Annotated in this window: 15 protein-coding genes and 1 riboswitch; of the genes, 11 read left to right on the top strand and 4 right to left on the bottom strand. The window is 45.8% G+C overall.

Annotation, left to right across the window (positions count from 1 at the left end):
• The first annotated feature begins 89 nt into the window (after positions 1–89).
• The gene (locus MHI32_RS22195) at positions 90–761 is read left to right on the top strand and encodes a YitT family protein (RefSeq protein ID WP_076130250.1); all 672 of its coding nucleotides are present in this window, start codon (positions 90–92) and stop codon (positions 759–761) included.
• A 255-nt stretch (positions 762–1,016) separates the two neighbouring features.
• On the opposite strand, the gene MHI32_RS22190 is transcribed toward MHI32_RS22195, so the two are convergent.
• Positions 1,017–1,913 carry a rhodanese-related sulfurtransferase gene (locus MHI32_RS22190; protein ID WP_076302702.1) on the bottom strand — a complete coding sequence of 299 codons (897 nt, stop codon included), beginning with the start codon at positions 1,911–1,913 and terminating at the stop codon, positions 1,017–1,019.
• A 300-nt stretch (positions 1,914–2,213) separates the two neighbouring features.
• Here MHI32_RS22190 and MHI32_RS22185 point away from each other — a divergent pair, with 300 nt between their 5' ends.
• Positions 2,214–3,008, top strand: coding sequence for a TIGR00266 family protein (locus MHI32_RS22185; RefSeq protein ID WP_038572584.1), 795 nt, complete (start codon positions 2,214–2,216; stop codon positions 3,006–3,008).
• A gap of 258 nt (positions 3,009–3,266) precedes the next feature.
• Here MHI32_RS22185 and MHI32_RS22180 read toward each other — a convergent pair whose 3' ends face one another.
• Positions 3,267–3,929 (bottom strand): hypothetical protein, encoded by a 663-nt coding sequence (locus MHI32_RS22180; RefSeq protein ID WP_340010864.1) that lies wholly within the window; start codon positions 3,927–3,929, stop codon positions 3,267–3,269.
• 222 nt (positions 3,930–4,151) lie between these two features.
• Here MHI32_RS22180 and MHI32_RS22175 point away from each other — a divergent pair, with 222 nt between their 5' ends.
• From MHI32_RS22175 to metE, 8 genes are all read left to right on the top strand, one after another.
• A complete protein-coding gene (locus tag MHI32_RS22175; RefSeq protein WP_340010862.1) occupies positions 4,152–4,604 on the top strand; it encodes an NlpC/P60 family protein in 453 nt (150 codons plus the stop codon).
• Between the two features lie 162 nt (positions 4,605–4,766).
• A complete protein-coding gene (locus MHI32_RS22170; protein WP_038572574.1) occupies positions 4,767–5,468 on the top strand; it encodes a response regulator transcription factor in 702 nt (233 codons plus the stop codon).
• Entirely contained in the window at positions 5,465–6,472 is a 1,008-nt protein-coding gene (locus MHI32_RS22165) for a sensor histidine kinase (protein ID WP_076130702.1), read from the top strand. The genes MHI32_RS22170 and MHI32_RS22165 overlap by 4 nt, the downstream gene beginning before the upstream one ends.
• Before the next feature lie 85 nt (positions 6,473–6,557).
• Positions 6,558–7,328, top strand: a complete 771-nt coding sequence (locus MHI32_RS22160) for an ABC transporter ATP-binding protein (protein ID WP_076184196.1) — start codon at positions 6,558–6,560, stop codon at positions 7,326–7,328.
• Positions 7,303–9,252 (top strand): FtsX-like permease family protein, encoded by a 1,950-nt coding sequence (locus MHI32_RS22155; RefSeq protein ID WP_340010860.1) that lies wholly within the window; start codon positions 7,303–7,305, stop codon positions 9,250–9,252. The genes MHI32_RS22160 and MHI32_RS22155 overlap by 26 nt, the downstream gene beginning before the upstream one ends.
• Positions 9,253–9,269: 17 nt before the next feature.
• Positions 9,270–9,893 carry a DedA family protein gene (locus MHI32_RS22150; protein WP_076281532.1) on the top strand — a complete coding sequence of 208 codons (624 nt, stop codon included), beginning with the start codon at positions 9,270–9,272 and terminating at the stop codon, positions 9,891–9,893.
• Between the two features lie 50 nt (positions 9,894–9,943).
• Positions 9,944–10,804: an undecaprenyl-diphosphate phosphatase gene (locus MHI32_RS22145; RefSeq protein WP_076130699.1), complete on the top strand. Its 861-nt coding sequence runs from the start codon at positions 9,944–9,946 to the stop codon at positions 10,802–10,804.
• 99 nt (positions 10,805–10,903) lie between these two features.
• A riboswitch (cobalamin riboswitch) is annotated at positions 10,904–11,110 on the top strand.
• Positions 11,111–11,264: 154 nt separating this feature from the next.
• Entirely contained in the window at positions 11,265–13,568 is a 2,304-nt protein-coding gene (gene metE / locus MHI32_RS22140) for a 5-methyltetrahydropteroyltriglutamate--homocysteine S-methyltransferase (protein ID WP_340010859.1), read from the top strand.
• Between the two features lie 146 nt (positions 13,569–13,714).
• On the opposite strand, the gene MHI32_RS22135 is transcribed toward metE, so the two are convergent.
• A complete protein-coding gene (locus tag MHI32_RS22135; protein ID WP_076098619.1) occupies positions 13,715–13,867 on the bottom strand; it encodes a DUF1540 domain-containing protein in 153 nt (50 codons plus the stop codon).
• Between the two features lie 428 nt (positions 13,868–14,295).
• Here MHI32_RS22135 and MHI32_RS22130 point away from each other — a divergent pair, with 428 nt between their 5' ends.
• Positions 14,296–15,411, top strand: a complete 1,116-nt coding sequence (locus tag MHI32_RS22130) for a DUF4349 domain-containing protein (RefSeq protein ID WP_340010857.1) — start codon at positions 14,296–14,298, stop codon at positions 15,409–15,411.
• Between the two features lie 97 nt (positions 15,412–15,508).
• Here the strand turns inward: MHI32_RS22130 and msrA are convergent, their stop codons facing one another.
• A complete protein-coding gene (msrA, locus tag MHI32_RS22125) occupies positions 15,509–16,495 on the bottom strand; it encodes a peptide-methionine (S)-S-oxide reductase MsrA (protein ID WP_038572566.1) in 987 nt (328 codons plus the stop codon).
• Positions 16,496–16,518: the final 23 nt, after the last annotated feature.

Here is a 16,518-nt window from a genome sequence, read left to right as displayed (position 1 = left end):
ATATATGCGAAGGAGCAATACCTCCGGTTTTACCCGTCGTAGAGGTTGGTGGGACGTCTAGCCGCCATATACGATAAGGGGAGACCTGTATGAGGAACCACAATTACGGAGTGAATGTACTGCTCCGATTGACAGTCATTTTGTTTGGAACATTTTTGCTTGCATTTACTTATTATCACATCAATTTTCAGAATCATTTGTCAGAGGGCGGATTCGTAGGATTATCGCTGCTCGGCAAATACGTATTAGGAATTTCACCTTCGATTTCAACTCTGCTTCTAGACGTTCCAGTACTCTTGATAGCATGGATGTTCAAAGGGAAAGCGTTCGTGTGCAACACCTTTGTTTCTGTAGGAGCTTTTACAATCTTCTATGGTCTCATGGAACGTTATTCCGGTTTGGTCATCAACTTGCAGGACAATTTGGCATTAGCAGCTCTTTTGTCCGGCGTACTGACAGGTTTAGGAGCGGGAATTATCCTGCGGAGTGGCGGGGCTAGCGGTGGAGACGATATTTTGTCGTTGCTGGTTAGTGAATGGAAGGGAATCAAAGTAGGTACGGTATTCATCATGATGGATGTAATCGTTCTGGCACTATCACTCTTTTATATGCCTGTTAAAGAAACGATGTATACAGTGATGGCAGTAGTCGTAGCCGGCTATGTGATCACCTTTACAACCTCTTTAGGCAAACCAAAGCTAGTGAAAGCGCCAAAGATTCAATCTACACTGCGTAAACCGCATGATGGTACGGTAATGTGAAGAAGGCTGGTATAAACAGCTTATTCGGGGATATACTACATTTAAGGTCAGCCAGAGTTTCTGGTTGACTTTTTTTTGCTGGATATGACGTAATTTAAAGGGTGTAGTCCTTAGGGTCGTTGCTCGGACGTTTCGCTCATAACAAAAGGTGGCGTACAGTGAAAATCCTGTACGCCACCTTTTAGTTAACTTAAGACTCACTAGTGCTCGTCTTTGAATCGTGTAGAAACATTTGCGGCCAGCTTGTCCTTTTATTTAGCCCACGGCATTCGTGATTGCTTCGCATTCGTCCGAGCAATGACCACTGTGCTGTGTTTCACAGTCCTCACAGCAAATATGCTGAAGATGACAAGCATCGTTAGCACAATTGATAAATTGGTCAGCTGGCTGACCGCAGTGATGGCAACGTCCGACAACGATATCCTCGTCGGTATGATTAATCTGTACGGAAATCCGCTCATCGAAGACATAACATTTTCCATCAAACAGTTGGCCCTGTACCTCAGGGTCTTTACCGTAAGTCACAATGCCGCCATCCAGCTGGTACACCTGTCCAAAACCTTCCTTCATCATAAACCCGCTTAATTTCTCGCAGCGGATCCCGCCTGTACAGTAGGTCAGGATTGGTTTATCCTTAAGGTCGCTCATATTCTCGCGAATCCAGTCCGGGAATTCTTTGAAGCTATCTACTTCGGGGCGGATGGAGCCGCGGAAATGACCAAGATCGAATTCGTAACCGGTACGACCATCCAGAATCACCACATCGTCGCGCTGCATCATTTCATAGAAATCTTTAGGCGCCAGATGCTTTCCGGTAATCACGTTAGGGTCCAGTTCATCCTCGACCCGGAACGTCACGAGTTCTTTTTTATAACGAACGAAGATCTTTTTGAAGGCATGACCCTCAGCCTCATCGATCTTGAAGACGATATCGCTAAACAGAGGGTTTGCGCGCAAATCCTTCATATATTGCTCGGTTTGGGCAACCGTACCTGATAGTGTTCCGTTAATGCCTTCATCTGAGATGAGAATTCGTCCCTTTACATCAAGCTCTTTGCAGTAAGCCAAATGCTCCTGGGCGAATTGTTCTGCATCCGGCACTTTTACAAATTTATAGTATAGCAGAATTGCATATTCCGATTGTGGATTCATTCATTTCACCTTTATCATTAGAATTGGAGTACTAAATAAACATTTAAGTATAAAAAGTATTGTAACATATTATCAAGTATTGACAAGAGATGTGGTACAGTAACCTGAAGAAAGCTGGAATAAATAACATTTTTCAGGGATACCGGATTAAGGTCAGCCAGAACCTCTGGTTGATTTTTTTGCTGAATATAGGCGGTTTTCATGGATAGTTAGGATTAGCGAAACCGTGAATCGCCACGCACGTATATATTTTCATTCATAAGTCACATGTTGACTTTAATTATAAGGAGGAACTGCGGGATGAGTGCTCATGAGATTGATTATGCCATTATGGGTGAGGAAATACAGTGTGTAGAGGTGCAGCTTGACCCAGGAGAGAGTGTAATTGCCGAAGCCGGGAGCTTCATGATGATGGATCAGGAAATAACAATGGAGACGATATTTGGCGACGGCAGCGGAGGCTCGCGAGGAAGTGGCTTGATGGGGAAGCTGATGGGCGCGGGCAAACGTCTGTTGACAGGTGAAAGCTTGTTTATGACTGTCTTTACACACAGTGGTTCTTATGGACGTAAAAGTGTCACCTTTGCTGCTCCGTACCCAGGCAAAATCATCCCGCTCGACCTGCAGCAATACGGTGGAAAAATCATCTGTCAAAAGGATTCATTCCTTTGCGCGGCAAAGGGCGTTTCAATCGGTATTGAATTTCAGCGTAAGCTGGGTACCGGCTTTTTTGGTGGTGAAGGTTTTATTATGCAAAAGCTGGAGGGTGACGGACTTTCATTTGTACACTCTGGCGGTTATGTTATGGAACGCACACTTCAACCGGGAGAGACGCTTAAGCTGGACACTGGCTGTCTAGTCGCTATGACGTCTTCGGTGGATTATAATATTGAGTTTGTAAAAGGGGTCAAAACCGCGCTGTTCGGCGGCGAAGGCCTGTTCTTCGCAACGTTGCGCGGACCCGGCAAGGTGTGGGTACAGTCGCTGCCATTCAGCCGAATGGCCGATCGCATCCTGTCCGCTGCCGGCAACAGCGGTCGGAAAGAAGAAGGAAGCGTGCTTGGCGGGCTCGGCAATCTGCTGGATGGTAGATAAGTCTGCGTGAGCGCATTGCATAGCGTGGAAGTAGAGGATATATAGAATGTGGAGTGAGTGTGTGAAGTGCTGAGTAGGTGAGGCAGAGAGCGTGCGAAATGTGGAGTGAGCGTGGCATTGCTGAGCATATGAGGCAAAAAGCGTGCGAGATGTGGAGTGAGCATGGAAATGCTGAGCATATGAGGCAAAGAGCATACGAAATATGGAGCATACGAGGTATACAACATTACAAGAGGACGCGTTGTTTCAGCGGTAGTGCTATAGGGTGTGGTGAAACAAGGGCAGAAATGCCCTTGTTTTGCTGTAAAGGTTTAGTATCGCGCGAAAGAAGGGCAAAACTGCCTTTAATTTACTCGACACTGTCAAATGTACGGTATAAATCCCGTAGAATGGAGCCGATGGAGCGTATACGGTCAGATGTACGGTATAAATCCCGTAGAATGGAGCCGATAGAGCGTATACGGTCAGATGTACGGTATAAATCCCGTAGAATGGAGCCGATGGAGCATATATAGCCAAATGTACGGTATAAATCCCGTAGAATAGAGCCGATCGAGCGTATACGGTCAGATGTACGGTATAAATCCCGTAGAATGGAGCCGATGGAGCATATATAGCCAAATGTACGGTATAAATCCCGCAGAATGGAGCCGATGGAGCGTATACGGTCAGATGTACGGTATAAATCCCGTAGAATGGAGCCGATAGAGCGTATACGGTCAGATGTACGGTATAAATCCCGCAGAATGGAGCCGATGGAGCACTCCTACAGTCAAATGAGCGGTATAAATCCCGCAGATGAGCTACTCCAACAAGCAATAAGTTACTTATGTTCGATGGGATATCACCGTTCGGCGTCTGCAATATCAACTTTAAATTGTCCTCCACTACCGCTACCACTACTACTGTTACTGCTACCACCACCACTCCTGTATCTTTAAACCAATTTATAGTTTGTTAGAGCCGTAATGTGCTATGCTCATTTACGGTTTTTTATGTTTTTTAAGTAATGGTTGGCCGAAGTAGATGACCACTCAGGTACAATTGGGATAGTTTAATTGATAACTATATAATACCAGCTCATGAGTAGCAGGTTCAGGTATGATGTGTTCAACACTATATCGTACTTTGGAGGAATGTATATTGGTAATGGACGTGGAATTTGGCAAGGAAATTGAGAGTGCCATTAGTTGGGCTAAGGAGCGGCTGGGGTCGCAGGAGTATCCGCTGCGTTGTCTTGCTTTTGTTGAAGATGCATATGAAAGAAGCAATGGGATCGAAATGTGGGGAGGCAGCGATGCACGCGAATCCGCAGAGCTGTACGATGCGCACAAGAATACCGGGGCTCCGCCAGCTGGCGCGTTTGTTTTTTATGCTTGCTCAGGTTTGGTGGACGGTGAGCTTAAGGATTGGGGGCATGTAGCTTTGGCCCTTGGGAATGGCGAGGCCATTCATGCCTGGGATATAGTTAGGATAGATCACTACATGGAAATTTGCCATCTGCAAGCTGCTCCGGGCTGGAGCCAACCAGAACTTATCGGCTGGGCACCTGTAGAGAGAGTTCTTGCCGGGATTCAGAAGAAACAATGGGACTAGTTGATATCCTTAAACCTAACTTATCCAAGAACCTAGAAGGTGCCGTAAACAGGGGCTTCATGGGTTCTTTTTTCTTCCTTCCGATTTGACTAACCCTATGCACGGTGTATATATTATTTGGCAGACCCCCTTATATTGTTAAGGCTGGACCGGAGGCATGATATGTTCAAAATATTTATTATAGAAGATGACCGTGGACTTGTGGCTTTGCTACAGGATTATTTACATAAGTTTGGATATGAAACGCAGGCGGTGAGTGATTTTGAGCGGGTCCGCACTCAGTTTGAGGCGTTCACGCCACATCTGGTACTCCTTGATGTTAATTTGCCAAAATACGATGGTTATTACTGGTGCCGCCAGATTCGCGGAATTTCAACCTGCCCTATTCTTTTTATATCTGCCCGCGATGGCAAAATGGACCAAGTAATGGCGCTGGAAAATGGAGCCGACGATTATATCACTAAGCCTTTTGATTACGAAATCGCGATGGCCAAAATCAAAAGTCAGCTGCGGCGCGCCTACGGCACCTATGCCGGTGGGAATAATGAACGCACACTAAACGTTGCCGGAATGACGCTGGATGTAGAGCGGCTAATCCTTACCCGAGGCGAAGCTAAAGTGGACTTAAGCCACACGGAAGCCAAGATACTAGATGAGCTAATGCAAAAATCAGGCGTCATCGTTACCAGGGACAGGCTGCTCGAAAAAATCTGGGATGATCAAGCCTTCGTGGATGAAAATACCTTAAATGTATATGTTACACGTGTACGCAAAAAACTTGCCGCTCTCGCTATCACAGATGGACTACAAACCGTGCGCGGTCAAGGCTACCGTTTGATTCCGAATTGGGGGGATGAGGAATGAAGTTGTTATTACGGGAACAGTTCCCCCTGATCGTGGTCTATCTAGCCCAGCTAGTCCTGATCACATTAGTGTATCGGCTGGATGGAGGCAGCGGTCTGAATGTAAGTTTATATGCCGCGCTGCTCAGCACTTGTCTACTGATTGGCTACCTCGCTTACCGTTACGTCACCAATCGCACGTTCTATGAACGTTTGGAGACTACGCCCTCCTCTCTCGATGAGGCAGGTGGCCCTACACAGGATTCTCCGCTAGCCGTAAGCTTGCGAGGTTTACTGGGGTCGCAATTCCGCCTCTACAAAAATGATTTGCACAGCTACCGCCACAAATTAGAAGAGCATATTCACTTTATTAATCAATGGGTACATGGCATGAAGACGCCGTTGTCTGTCATTCATCTGATCATTCAGGATAAGGATGGTCCGCCTTTTACGGCAATTGGTGATGAACTGGATCGTCTGAAAAAAGGACTGGATACCGTGCTTTATACGGCCCGTCTGGATACTTTCGAGCACGATTTTTATGTGGAACGGCTGAATTTGGAGACCATCGTACGTGGTGTGACCTCTGAGCAGAAGCGTCTTTTTATTCGAAAAAGAGTATTTCCAGCTATACAAATAGATGAGCAGATTACCGTAACCACGGATGAAAAATGGCTCACTTTTGTCCTTACGCAGCTGATTACGAACGCTGTACGTTATACGACAGAAGAGGGCAAACATGTTTATTTCCAAGGGATGGTCACGGAAGATAAGCAGACTGTGCTTGAGATCCGGGATGAAGGAGTAGGCATACCAGCAGGAGATCTGCCGCGCGTGTTCGATGCTTATTTTACCGGGGTGAATGGACGAACCTTCCAGGAATCTACGGGGATGGGTTTATATCTCGTGAAGCAGATCTGCGGCAAGCTTGGACATGAGGTGAGTATCCGTTCCGAAGAAGGAAGCGGGACCACCGTGCGGATTGTATTTAGGGAGCAGCATATAACAAACCTTACAAATGTGTAAGGGCATTGTAAGTTTCAGAAATAGCAGCCTATGTGTACACTTTGTATAATGAAGGCAATCCAGTCGAAAGAAGGAGAGGTAACACTTGCCCATTCTAGATGTTCATAATTTATCAAAAATATATGAGGGTAAAGTGTCCACTCAGGCGCTGAATCATATCCGCTTTTCTGTAGAAAAGGGGGAGTTTGTTGGCATAATGGGTCCATCCGGGAGCGGGAAAACAACGCTGCTCAACACGATTGCCACCATCGACCAACCGACCTCCGGTCAGATTCTAATCAACGGCCGAGATCCTAATCTGCTTAGCAGAAAAGAAAAGGCGCTTTTTCGCCGTCATGAGCTAGGCTTCGTCTTTCAGCATTTTAATCTACTGGATACGCTCACTGTAGAGGAAAACATCGTATTACCTTTAACGCTTGCAGGTGCTCGTGTCCCAGAGATGGAGAGCAGGCTGAAAGAGGTCACTACCTTGCTTGGCATCGAACATTTGCTGAAGAAGCGCACGTACGAGGTCTCAGGCGGACAAATGCAGCGGGCGGCTATCGCCCGGGCGATGATTCATCGTCCATCGTTAATTTTGGCGGATGAGCCCACAGGCAATCTGGACTCCAAAGCCTCAGGGGAAGTCATGAATATGTTGACAGAGGTGAATAAGGAAGAAGGAGCTACGGTGCTGATGGTCACACATGACGCAGTGGCGGCAAGCTTTTGCAACCGGGTCATCTTTATTAAAGACGGACGTTTCTATAGTGAAATGTACAAGGGCAGTAATAGAGGCGCTTTCTTCCAAAGTATTATTGATATGCTGTCTCTGCTTGGGGGAACCAGCCATGACCTTTCGGCAATTCGCTTATAGGAATGTAACACGTAATAAACGCAAATATGCCGCTTATTTTGTCGTCAGTGCTTTTTCGGTGATGATCTTTTTCGTGTGCGCTTTGTTTATTTACCATCCGGATATTTCAAAGAGCTTAATTTATAGTACGGCGGCTCATACGATGATGGTGGCAGAGGCAATTATTTATGTCTTTTGTTCTTTGTTCGTACTCGTATCCGTTGGATCCTTCCTGCAGTCGCGCAAGATGGAGTTCGGAATTTTATTGATGCATGGAATGACGAAGAGACAGCTGAACACCATGGTTTTTCTGGAAAATATGATGATCGGCACCTCTGCCATCCTGACAGGTACCCTTCTCGGGTTACTTCTGGGCAAATTATTTTTGATGATCGGATCTACTTTTTTGGGAATTCCCCTGTTAACCTTTCATCTCCCATGGCAGGCACTTGTGCTTACGATTTGCAGCTTCGTGTTATTGTTTTTTCTGATATCGCTTTGCACCTTTGTTTTTATCGGCAATGAGTCACTGATGCATCTGTTTCAGGGAGAGCGTAAGGCAGAAGAAGAACCCAAAGTATCCTTTGTATTATCTATTATTTCTGCTGTACTGCTGATCAGTGGTTATTATATGGCGGCTACTGCAAAAGCTGCTTCCGTAGAGAAAGTCATGTTTCCGGTCGTTGCGATTACGGTTATCGGGACGTATCTCTTTTATACCCAGCTAAGTATTTGTTTGGTTAAGCTGCTTAAGGACATTCGGCGCTTGTATTGGCATCGTACGAATATCATCACTTTATCCGGTTTGTCCTACCGCTGGAAAGAGAACGGCCGAATGTTTTTTATGGTGACGATTGTATCCGCAGTCTCCTTCACTTCCGTAGGGGTATTTGCATCGATACATACACTTTCCAGAGAGCTGAAATTGGATTATCCCGCAGCAGTGGGTTATGTAGCCAAAGGAAATCAGACGGGTGTACCCTTTGATCAGCATCTGAACGAAATTAAGGAAGAGCTCAAGACGCACGGACTCCCTTATGAAGCGCTTAGTATCCCGATTAAATATGCTGAGGTCGAAGCTCAGACTGGACCCGATCGCACTTTACGCCTTCCCTTGATTGCTTTCAGTGATTATAATCTCGCCCTGCAACGTGCAGGTTTCACAACGGCTGAGCGTGCTCTGGTGGGCAACGAAGGTCTGGTGATGATTGGTTCGCAGCGGGATCGCAGTTTAACAGAAGGCAGAGTAAAAGCGGTCTATTCCTTGCAGCAAGGACTTGCCATTAAAGAAATAGGTTATACCGAGCAAGTCCCCATTGCCGAATATTTATTGCCGGAGCTGGATGGTAGAGATGGCGGGGATTTTAGTGGTGTCGTGATCAGTGACGAGCTTTACAGTGCTATTGATCCCGTGCAGACGGATCTTTATACAGGTTTTTATGTAGAGGATTTTCCGCAGACGGTAGGTATCGCAGCTGATCTTGCCCATAAAGGCAAACAGTCCTATGAAAGTGATTCTCCGTATGCGATTGTGATCAGCGGCACGCTGTTTGAACTTCAGAAAACATTGTATAACACAATGCTTTTTGCTTCCTTGCTGGTGGGTACTGTCTTTTTTATCGCGGCAGGCAGCTTTCTTTACTTCCGGTTATATACCGATCTTGATCATGATCGCAATCAATATTCCACTTTGTCCAAGATGGGACTTACGGATAAAGAACTCAATCGAATAGTTACGATTCAGCTGTCTTTGTTGTTTTTTGTGCCGGTCGGAATAGCTATTTTACACAGTGTGTTTGCCTTTATTGCGCTTCAACGGTTGTTCTACTTATCTATCGCAACGGAGACAGGCGCGGTGTTACTCGGATATTTGGCTGTTCAAGGACTATACTTCTTTTTTATTCGCAGCCGCTATTTACGCAACCTGAAGAAGAACTTGATATGAGAAATGGGGGTAACAAGATGCAAGCATGGATTACAGATTTTATGGAGCAGTTTGGTTACTTCGGTATTTTTCTGATGCTGGCCTTTGAAAATATATTTCCACCAATTCCTTCAGAAGTGATCCTGCCCTTTGGAGGATTTATGACGACTACGACGAGCTTGACGATCCCTGGTGTAATCATTGCTGCCACGGCTGGTTCACTACTGGGTGCAGTAATTCTCTATTATATTGGCCGATTATTGGATGTGAGCCGGTTAGAGAAACTGGTTGAACGCTGGGGTAGCCTAATTAGGGTCAGTAAAAAAGATATCCACAAGGCTGACGCCTGGTTTGATAAATATGGCTACTGGACTGTATTGTTTTGTCGGATGGTTCCGCTGGTCCGCAGTCTGATTTCGATTCCGGCGGGAATGTCGGGCATGAAATTTGGAGTATTTATGATCTTCACAACGATTGGCACATTGGGATGGAATTTGCTGCTTGTGCTTATTGGCGCGGTATTGGGCGAATCCTGGGAAGACATTGCCGTGTACATGGATGTGTACTCCAATGTAGTCTATGTACTAATTGCTGGCGGATTAGTTATTCTTGGGTTTCTGTACTTCCGCAAACGCAGCCGGAGAATGAACACTGAGGGCTAAGCGGGTAGTGGACTGATAATAGAAATGACTATTAAAAAGGAGGGAAACAAATGGAGCTATTAACGATTATTAAAGCCATTATTTTGGGGCTTGTTGAAGGTTTAACCGAATTTGCTCCAGTATCCTCCACGGGTCATATGATTATTGTTGATGATATGTGGCTGAAATCACAGGAGTTATTTGGACAATATACAGCAAATACCTTCAAAGTAGTTATTCAACTGGGTTCAATATTAGCGGTTGTTGTGATCTTTAGAAATCGGTTCATTGATTTGTTAGGCTTAAAGCGTTTCAGCCGTAAGCAGTTGGATCCTGTAACAGAGGAGCTACCGCAGTTGGAGCAGGGCGGGCATCTCAAGCTGACTCAGGTTCTGGTAGGGTTAGTGCCTGCAGGTGTGTTAGGTGTTCTGTTTAATGATTATATTGATGAGCATTTATTCTCTACCTCAACAGTGTTAATTGGTCTAGTGATTGGGGCTATATTAATGATTATTGCCGATCTGTTTGGGCCGAAGAAGATCAGAACTGAGAGTGTAGATCAGATTACATACAAACAGGCACTTGGTGTAGGTCTTGTACAGTGTTTTTCGTTATGGCCTGGATTTTCACGCTCGGGCTCGACGATTTCTGGTGGAGTACTCCTCGGGATGAGCCATCGTGCCGCTGCTGATTTTACGTTTATTATGGCAGTACCCATCATGGCAGGTGCCAGTCTGTTGTCACTGATGAAAAACTGGCAATATTTCACCATGGACGCGTTGCCGTTTTTTATTGCAGGCTTTATTAGTGCCTTCCTATTTGCGCTGTTATCGATGCGTTTCTTCTTAAAACTGATCAATCGTATCAAGCTCTTACCGTTTGCTATATACCGTATAATTCTTGCTGCTGTAGTATATTTCGTATTTTTCTAAGTCCGTTATAAGGAATCGATATAACAGAAGCCCCAGTAATCTATTGCAGATTGCTGGGGCTTTCACGTATGATGACATCAGATTAAGACACTCAAATGATGAATGATATCGGAGACAGGTGCTGACCGGAAAATAGTAATTCGGTAGGCTTAATAGGGAAATTCGGTTCGACGCCGATGCGGTCCCGCCACTGTAACGGAAGAATCTCGAGCAACAGAGGTCACTGGCAATTTACTACTGCTGGGAAGACTGCTCAAGATGTTGACGCCGCTAGCCAGGAGACCTGCCTGTTTCAACAGCACTGCTTCACCTACGGAAGATAGGGAGGTGTTAGACGTTAACCATGGGTATATCATGGGCGTCTTTCCCTTTGACTTTTTTAGGGAAGGGCGCTCTTTTTTATAGGAAAGCAAGTAGCTTTGGAGTTTGAAATAAGAGATGGAAGAGGGAGTGTATCGAGATGACGAATAAAGTAAAAGTAAGTAATCTTGGATATCCGAGAATCGGAAAGAACCGCGAGTGGAAAAAGACACTGGAAGCCTACTGGCAGGGGAAAATAAATGAAGAGCAATTCCGCTCCGAAATGGCAGCAATTCAGCTGCAGCATTTGAAGACCCAGCAAGAGGCAGGAATTGAGCTTATTCCGGTGAATGATTTTACTTTTTATGACCATGTGTTGGATACGGCTGTTATGTTTGGAATTGTACCTCCACGGTACACGTATGATGGCGGCGACATCGGGCTTGATCTTTATTTTGCAATGGCCCGTGGTAATGCTGAGGCTACTGCCTGTGAGATGACCAAATGGTTCAATACGAACTATCACTATATCGTTCCAGAGATCGGCACACAAACACCACGCTTGACTGAAAATAAACCTCTAGCGGCTTATCGTTTTGCTAAATCGCAGGCAGGGATTGAAGGTAAACCGGTACTTTTAGGTCTGTATACCTTCCTTAAGCTGTCCAAAGGTTACGCAGCGGCAGATATCGCCAAGATTGCTGCACGTTTTGTTCCAGTCTATGTTCAACTGCTACAGGAACTGAAGCAAGAAGGGGTAAGCTGGGTACAAATCGATGAGCCAGCGATTGTTACAGGCATAAGTAAAGAAGAATTAACACTGCTTAACTCGATATACACAGAAATTGCCGGCTCCGTGCCGGGCTTGAATATTATTTTACAGACGTATTTCGAAGCTGCTGAACCGTTGGAGGCACTGCTAGAGTTGCCTGTTCAAGGCTTGGGTCTTGACTTTGTGCACGATGGTGGAGCAAATCTGGCTTCTATCGAACGTCTTGGCTGGCCGAAGGACAAATGGCTGGGTGCCGGAATTATTGATGGACGGAACATCTGGCGTTCCGATTTAGACGCTAAGCTGCAACTGGTAGAAAAGCTCAGTGTTCATGTGCCGCTTGATCGTCTTATTCTTCAGCCTTCTTGCAGTCTGCTGCATGTCCCAGTCACCGTTCAAGGTGAGGTGAAGCAGAAGGCGACAGTTAAGAATGCGTTAGCTTTTGCCGATGAGAAGCTTGCAGAGCTTAGTTTGCTCGGAGCAGCCCTCGCAGATAAAGGAGAAGCTTCTAAAGCAGCGCTGGCCGCTAGTCGTGAAGCTATTGCAGCATTCCGCGCACTACCTGAGCGTGGCCGTAAGGATGTGGCGGAGCAAGTGCTTGCACTTGCAGCTTTGCCGGACCAACGCAGTTTGCCTTTTGCTGAACGCTTAAAGGTGCAGCAAGAGAAATGGCAGCTTCCACTTCTGCCAACCACTACAATTGGTAGCTTCCCGCAGACAGTAGAAGTGCGTCAGGCGAGATTGAAATGGCGTAAAGGGGTCTGGAATCAGGAGCGTTATGATGGATTTGTTCGTGAGCAGATCGCGGATGCAATTACCTTCCAAGAAAAGCTAGGTCTGGATGTTCTGGTCCACGGTGAGTTCGAGCGTACAGATATGGTGGAGTTTTTCGGAGAAAAGCTGGACGGATACTTGTTTACTAGTAATGGCTGGGTTCAATCCTACGGTTCCCGTTGCGTTAAGCCACCGGTGATCTACGCGGATGTTGCATTTATACAGCCTATGACTGTTAAAGAAAGTGTCTATGCACAATCGTTGACGAAGCTTCCGGTTAAAGGAATGTTGACGGGTCCTGTAACTATCCTCAATTGGTCATTTGTACGTGATGATCTCAGCCGGGAAGAGGTAGCCAATCAAATTGCTCTTGCCCTTCGCCATGAAGTAAAAGCGTTGGAAGATGCAGGCATCGAAATGATTCAAGTGGATGAGCCGGCTATACGTGAAGGACTTCCGCTTAAGGCAGAAGACCGTGAGCATTACCTGAACTGGGCAGTGAAGTCGTTCCGCGTTGCTACGAACCATGTGAAGGCTACGACACAAATTCATACGCATATGTGCTATAGCGAATTCAATGACATGATCGATTCCATATCGGCTATGGATGCTGATGTAATCTCCATTGAGACTTCACGTAGCCATGGGGAGCTGATTATCAGCTTTGAGGAGCAGGCCTATGATAAAGGAATTGGTCTTGGAGTGTATGACATCCATAGTCCGAGGGTTCCGGCTGTAGAAGAAATGACGGCGAATATCGATCGTGCGCTGCGGGTGCTGGACCCTGAACAGTTCTGGATTAATCCGGATTGCGGTCTGAAAACACGTGGCTGGCAGGAGACAGAGGATGCACTACGTAACATGGTAAGCGCTGCTGCTATTGCGAGGGAAAAGTCAGGGGTTATTGCATCAAAATAGACATAAATAAATTAGAGCCAGGGTAATTTACCCTGGCTTTTTAGTTCACTTATTTTTTTATAATCAGCTACTTGATAATAATTCTCAATCTTGTTAGAATGAAAAAGAAAAAGAAGGAACCGTGGAGGGTCCCTTCAGGCATTTACTTATTTACTTTCGAAAGTTTTGCAATCTGTTTCTTCTGCGCGTTTTGGTTCTTGGGAGCTGTGGAAAGCTACGAAGATCGATTCAGCGCTGCATTTGTTCTCTTCTGCCCAGTGGGTGCAGGAGTTAACTTCACAAACTACGTCTTTTGCCATGAGGGTTCACCTCCCCTTATAGTAATTGATAGTATCATTCAATGAACGGCTCTGTTCAGCAAGGTGGAGCTTGTCTCAACAAAGCCGTGTCACGCCCTCATTCATTATGAATAGAGGGTATTTGGCTTTTTTTACTAGGTTAGACGTGGTAATTGTACCAAATAATGAGTTTGTAAGCAAATGAGTTCTTTAACTTTCGGGTCACCTTCCCACATCAAAAATATGTCCAATAAGAGCCGCAGAAATGCGGCTTTTTGTGTATTCAACAAGAAAAACCAAAAGAAATTTACCGAAATTCCATATTCCAGTGCAACCTTCCAAGTTTTGGGGCGTTATAGAAATGAGAGACGGAAGAGATCTGTACAGAACATGACATTCCGTAACGTTACAATGCTAGGGATAACCACTACACTTTTGGAGGAATGAGAATGCGCAAATGGGGTCTGCATTACTTATGTTTATTAATTCTTGCGGTGGTATTGGCAGGTTGTGGCTCGGGTGATAACAATTCGGCGGCAGACAAATTAGCTGGTGACGGCGGAAATACGAGTAATTCTGCTGCAGCAACCACTGAGCAATCTTCGAAAGCTACATTAGCGGATAAGAGCACCTCAGCAGAAGCTGAGACAGCAGCGGGAGGCAACGAAGCCCCAGTTGAAAAAGGTTTGACATCAGAGAACACGGATCAAGGGAACGCGGGATTCACGGGCAGTGATGTCGTGGAAGGATTGAACAAGAAGCTAATCTATCATGCCAATCTGACTATGGAAGTAGAAGATTACGGTAAAGCTCAGACTGAAATCCGCAACATGGTAACGATGGCTAAAGGATATATTATAGAGTTTAACGAAAACATGTCGCAATATGAGCAAGGAGGGACGTTTATCCTTAAGGTGCCTGCCTCCGGGTTCTCTCCTTTTCTGAATAATTTGGAAAAAGTAAAACACGAATCGCTACAGCGCAGTATTCAAGGTCAGGATGTCTCGGAGGAGTATGTTGATCTGGAGTCGCGTCTAAAGGCAAAGCAGTTAATGGAAGCTCAATACACAGAGTTTATGAAAAAAGCAACGAAATCAAGTGATCTGGTCGCCTTTGCAAACGAGCTTGGTTCGATTCAAGAAACGATTGAGCAGATCAAAGGCAGAATGCGATATATAGATCAGAACGTATCTTTTTCAACGGTAGAGCTTAGAGTGTACCAGACGGATGAGAGCTTAGCCGTGAAGGGAAAGGCAGAGCAAGGTCCATTGCTAGAACGGGCATCGGATGCTTTAAAAGGAAGCCTGAACGCACTATCTGTTATGTTTCAGTGGATTTTTGTAATTCTTGCAGGCGCATTGCCGATTCTAATCGGTGCGGGCATTATTTTAGCCATCGTTTGGTTTGCCCGCAAAAATATCCGTGCACGACGGGAGCAGCAGACCCAGCGGATACGGCAGGAAAATCGGGAACTGAACAAGGAGGTACTCCCTGGACCAGCAGAGCCAAAGGTGACAACCTCAATAAAGGATAAGAAAGCTAACGAGGACGAGAATAAAGAATAAGCTTCTATGAATTAAAAAGCCTCCAATTCATGGTATACCGTGAATTGGAGGCTTTTCTTTTCTGTAAGACAGTACAGTATTTCGCTTTTATCGAAGATTAGGCAGGCTGGAAGAGTACACGATACTCGCCATAGCCCTCTTTCTCCAGATCCTCTTTTGGTATAAAGCGCAGTGCCGCTGAATTAATGCAGTAGCGCAGGCCGTTTTCCCCTGGACCATCGTCGAAGACATGACCTAGATGGGAATCTGCTACTTTGCTGCGCACTTCTGTGCGAACCATCAAATGGCTGAGGTCCGTCTTTTCCTTCACGGCGTAATCGCGAATCGGACGTGTAAAGCTGGGCCAGCCACAACCGGAATCGTATTTATCCTGCGAACTGAATAATGCTTCACCAGATACGATATCTACATAAATGCCTTCTCCGTGGTGATCCCAAAAATCATTTCGGAAAGGTGACTCTGTAGCGCTATTCTGAGTGACTTCATATTGAAGTGGCGTCAGACGTTCTTTCAAGCTTAGTTTGTCTTCTTTATGTGTCCAGTGGGTTTCGATAAAATCCTCTCGTCCGGAACCCTTACGGTAACGTTTGTAGTGGCCCGGGTTCTTACGATGGTAGCCCTGATGATATTCTTCGGCAGGATAGAAGGTTGCTGCCGGGAGGATCGGGGTAACAATCGGGCTAGCGAATCGGCCGCTTTCTTGCAAAGCTGCCTTGGAAGCCTCTGCTTGTTGCTTCTGCTCTTCAGAATGGGTGAAGATAGCCGTTCCGTAAGAGGTGCCGCGATCATGGAATTGTCCACCCGCGTCGGTTGGGTCAATTTGCTGCCAGAATAACTCAAGCAGCTTGCTATAAGGGAAAATTTCTGGATTGAACGTAATTTGTACGGCTTCAACATGTCCTGTAGTTTCGGAGCATACCTCTTCATAGGTAGGATTCACTGTATGCCCGCCAGTATAGCCGGAGACGACACTAATAATGCCTGGCAATTCCTCGAACGGCGAGACCATGCACCAGAAGCATCCACCTGCAAAGGTTGCTTTTTCCGCCTTGGAATTTATATGGTTAGTCTGATGTTCACTCATTAATATCCCTCCATTCATGTATG

It is taken from the genome of Paenibacillus sp. FSL H7-0690 (genome assembly GCF_037980415.1).
Lineage (GTDB): Bacteria > Bacillota > Bacilli > Paenibacillales > Paenibacillaceae > Paenibacillus_AQ > Paenibacillus_AQ odorifer.
Note: the sequence above shows the minus strand (reverse complement) of the source record. Positions and strands in the feature narration are given on the sequence as shown.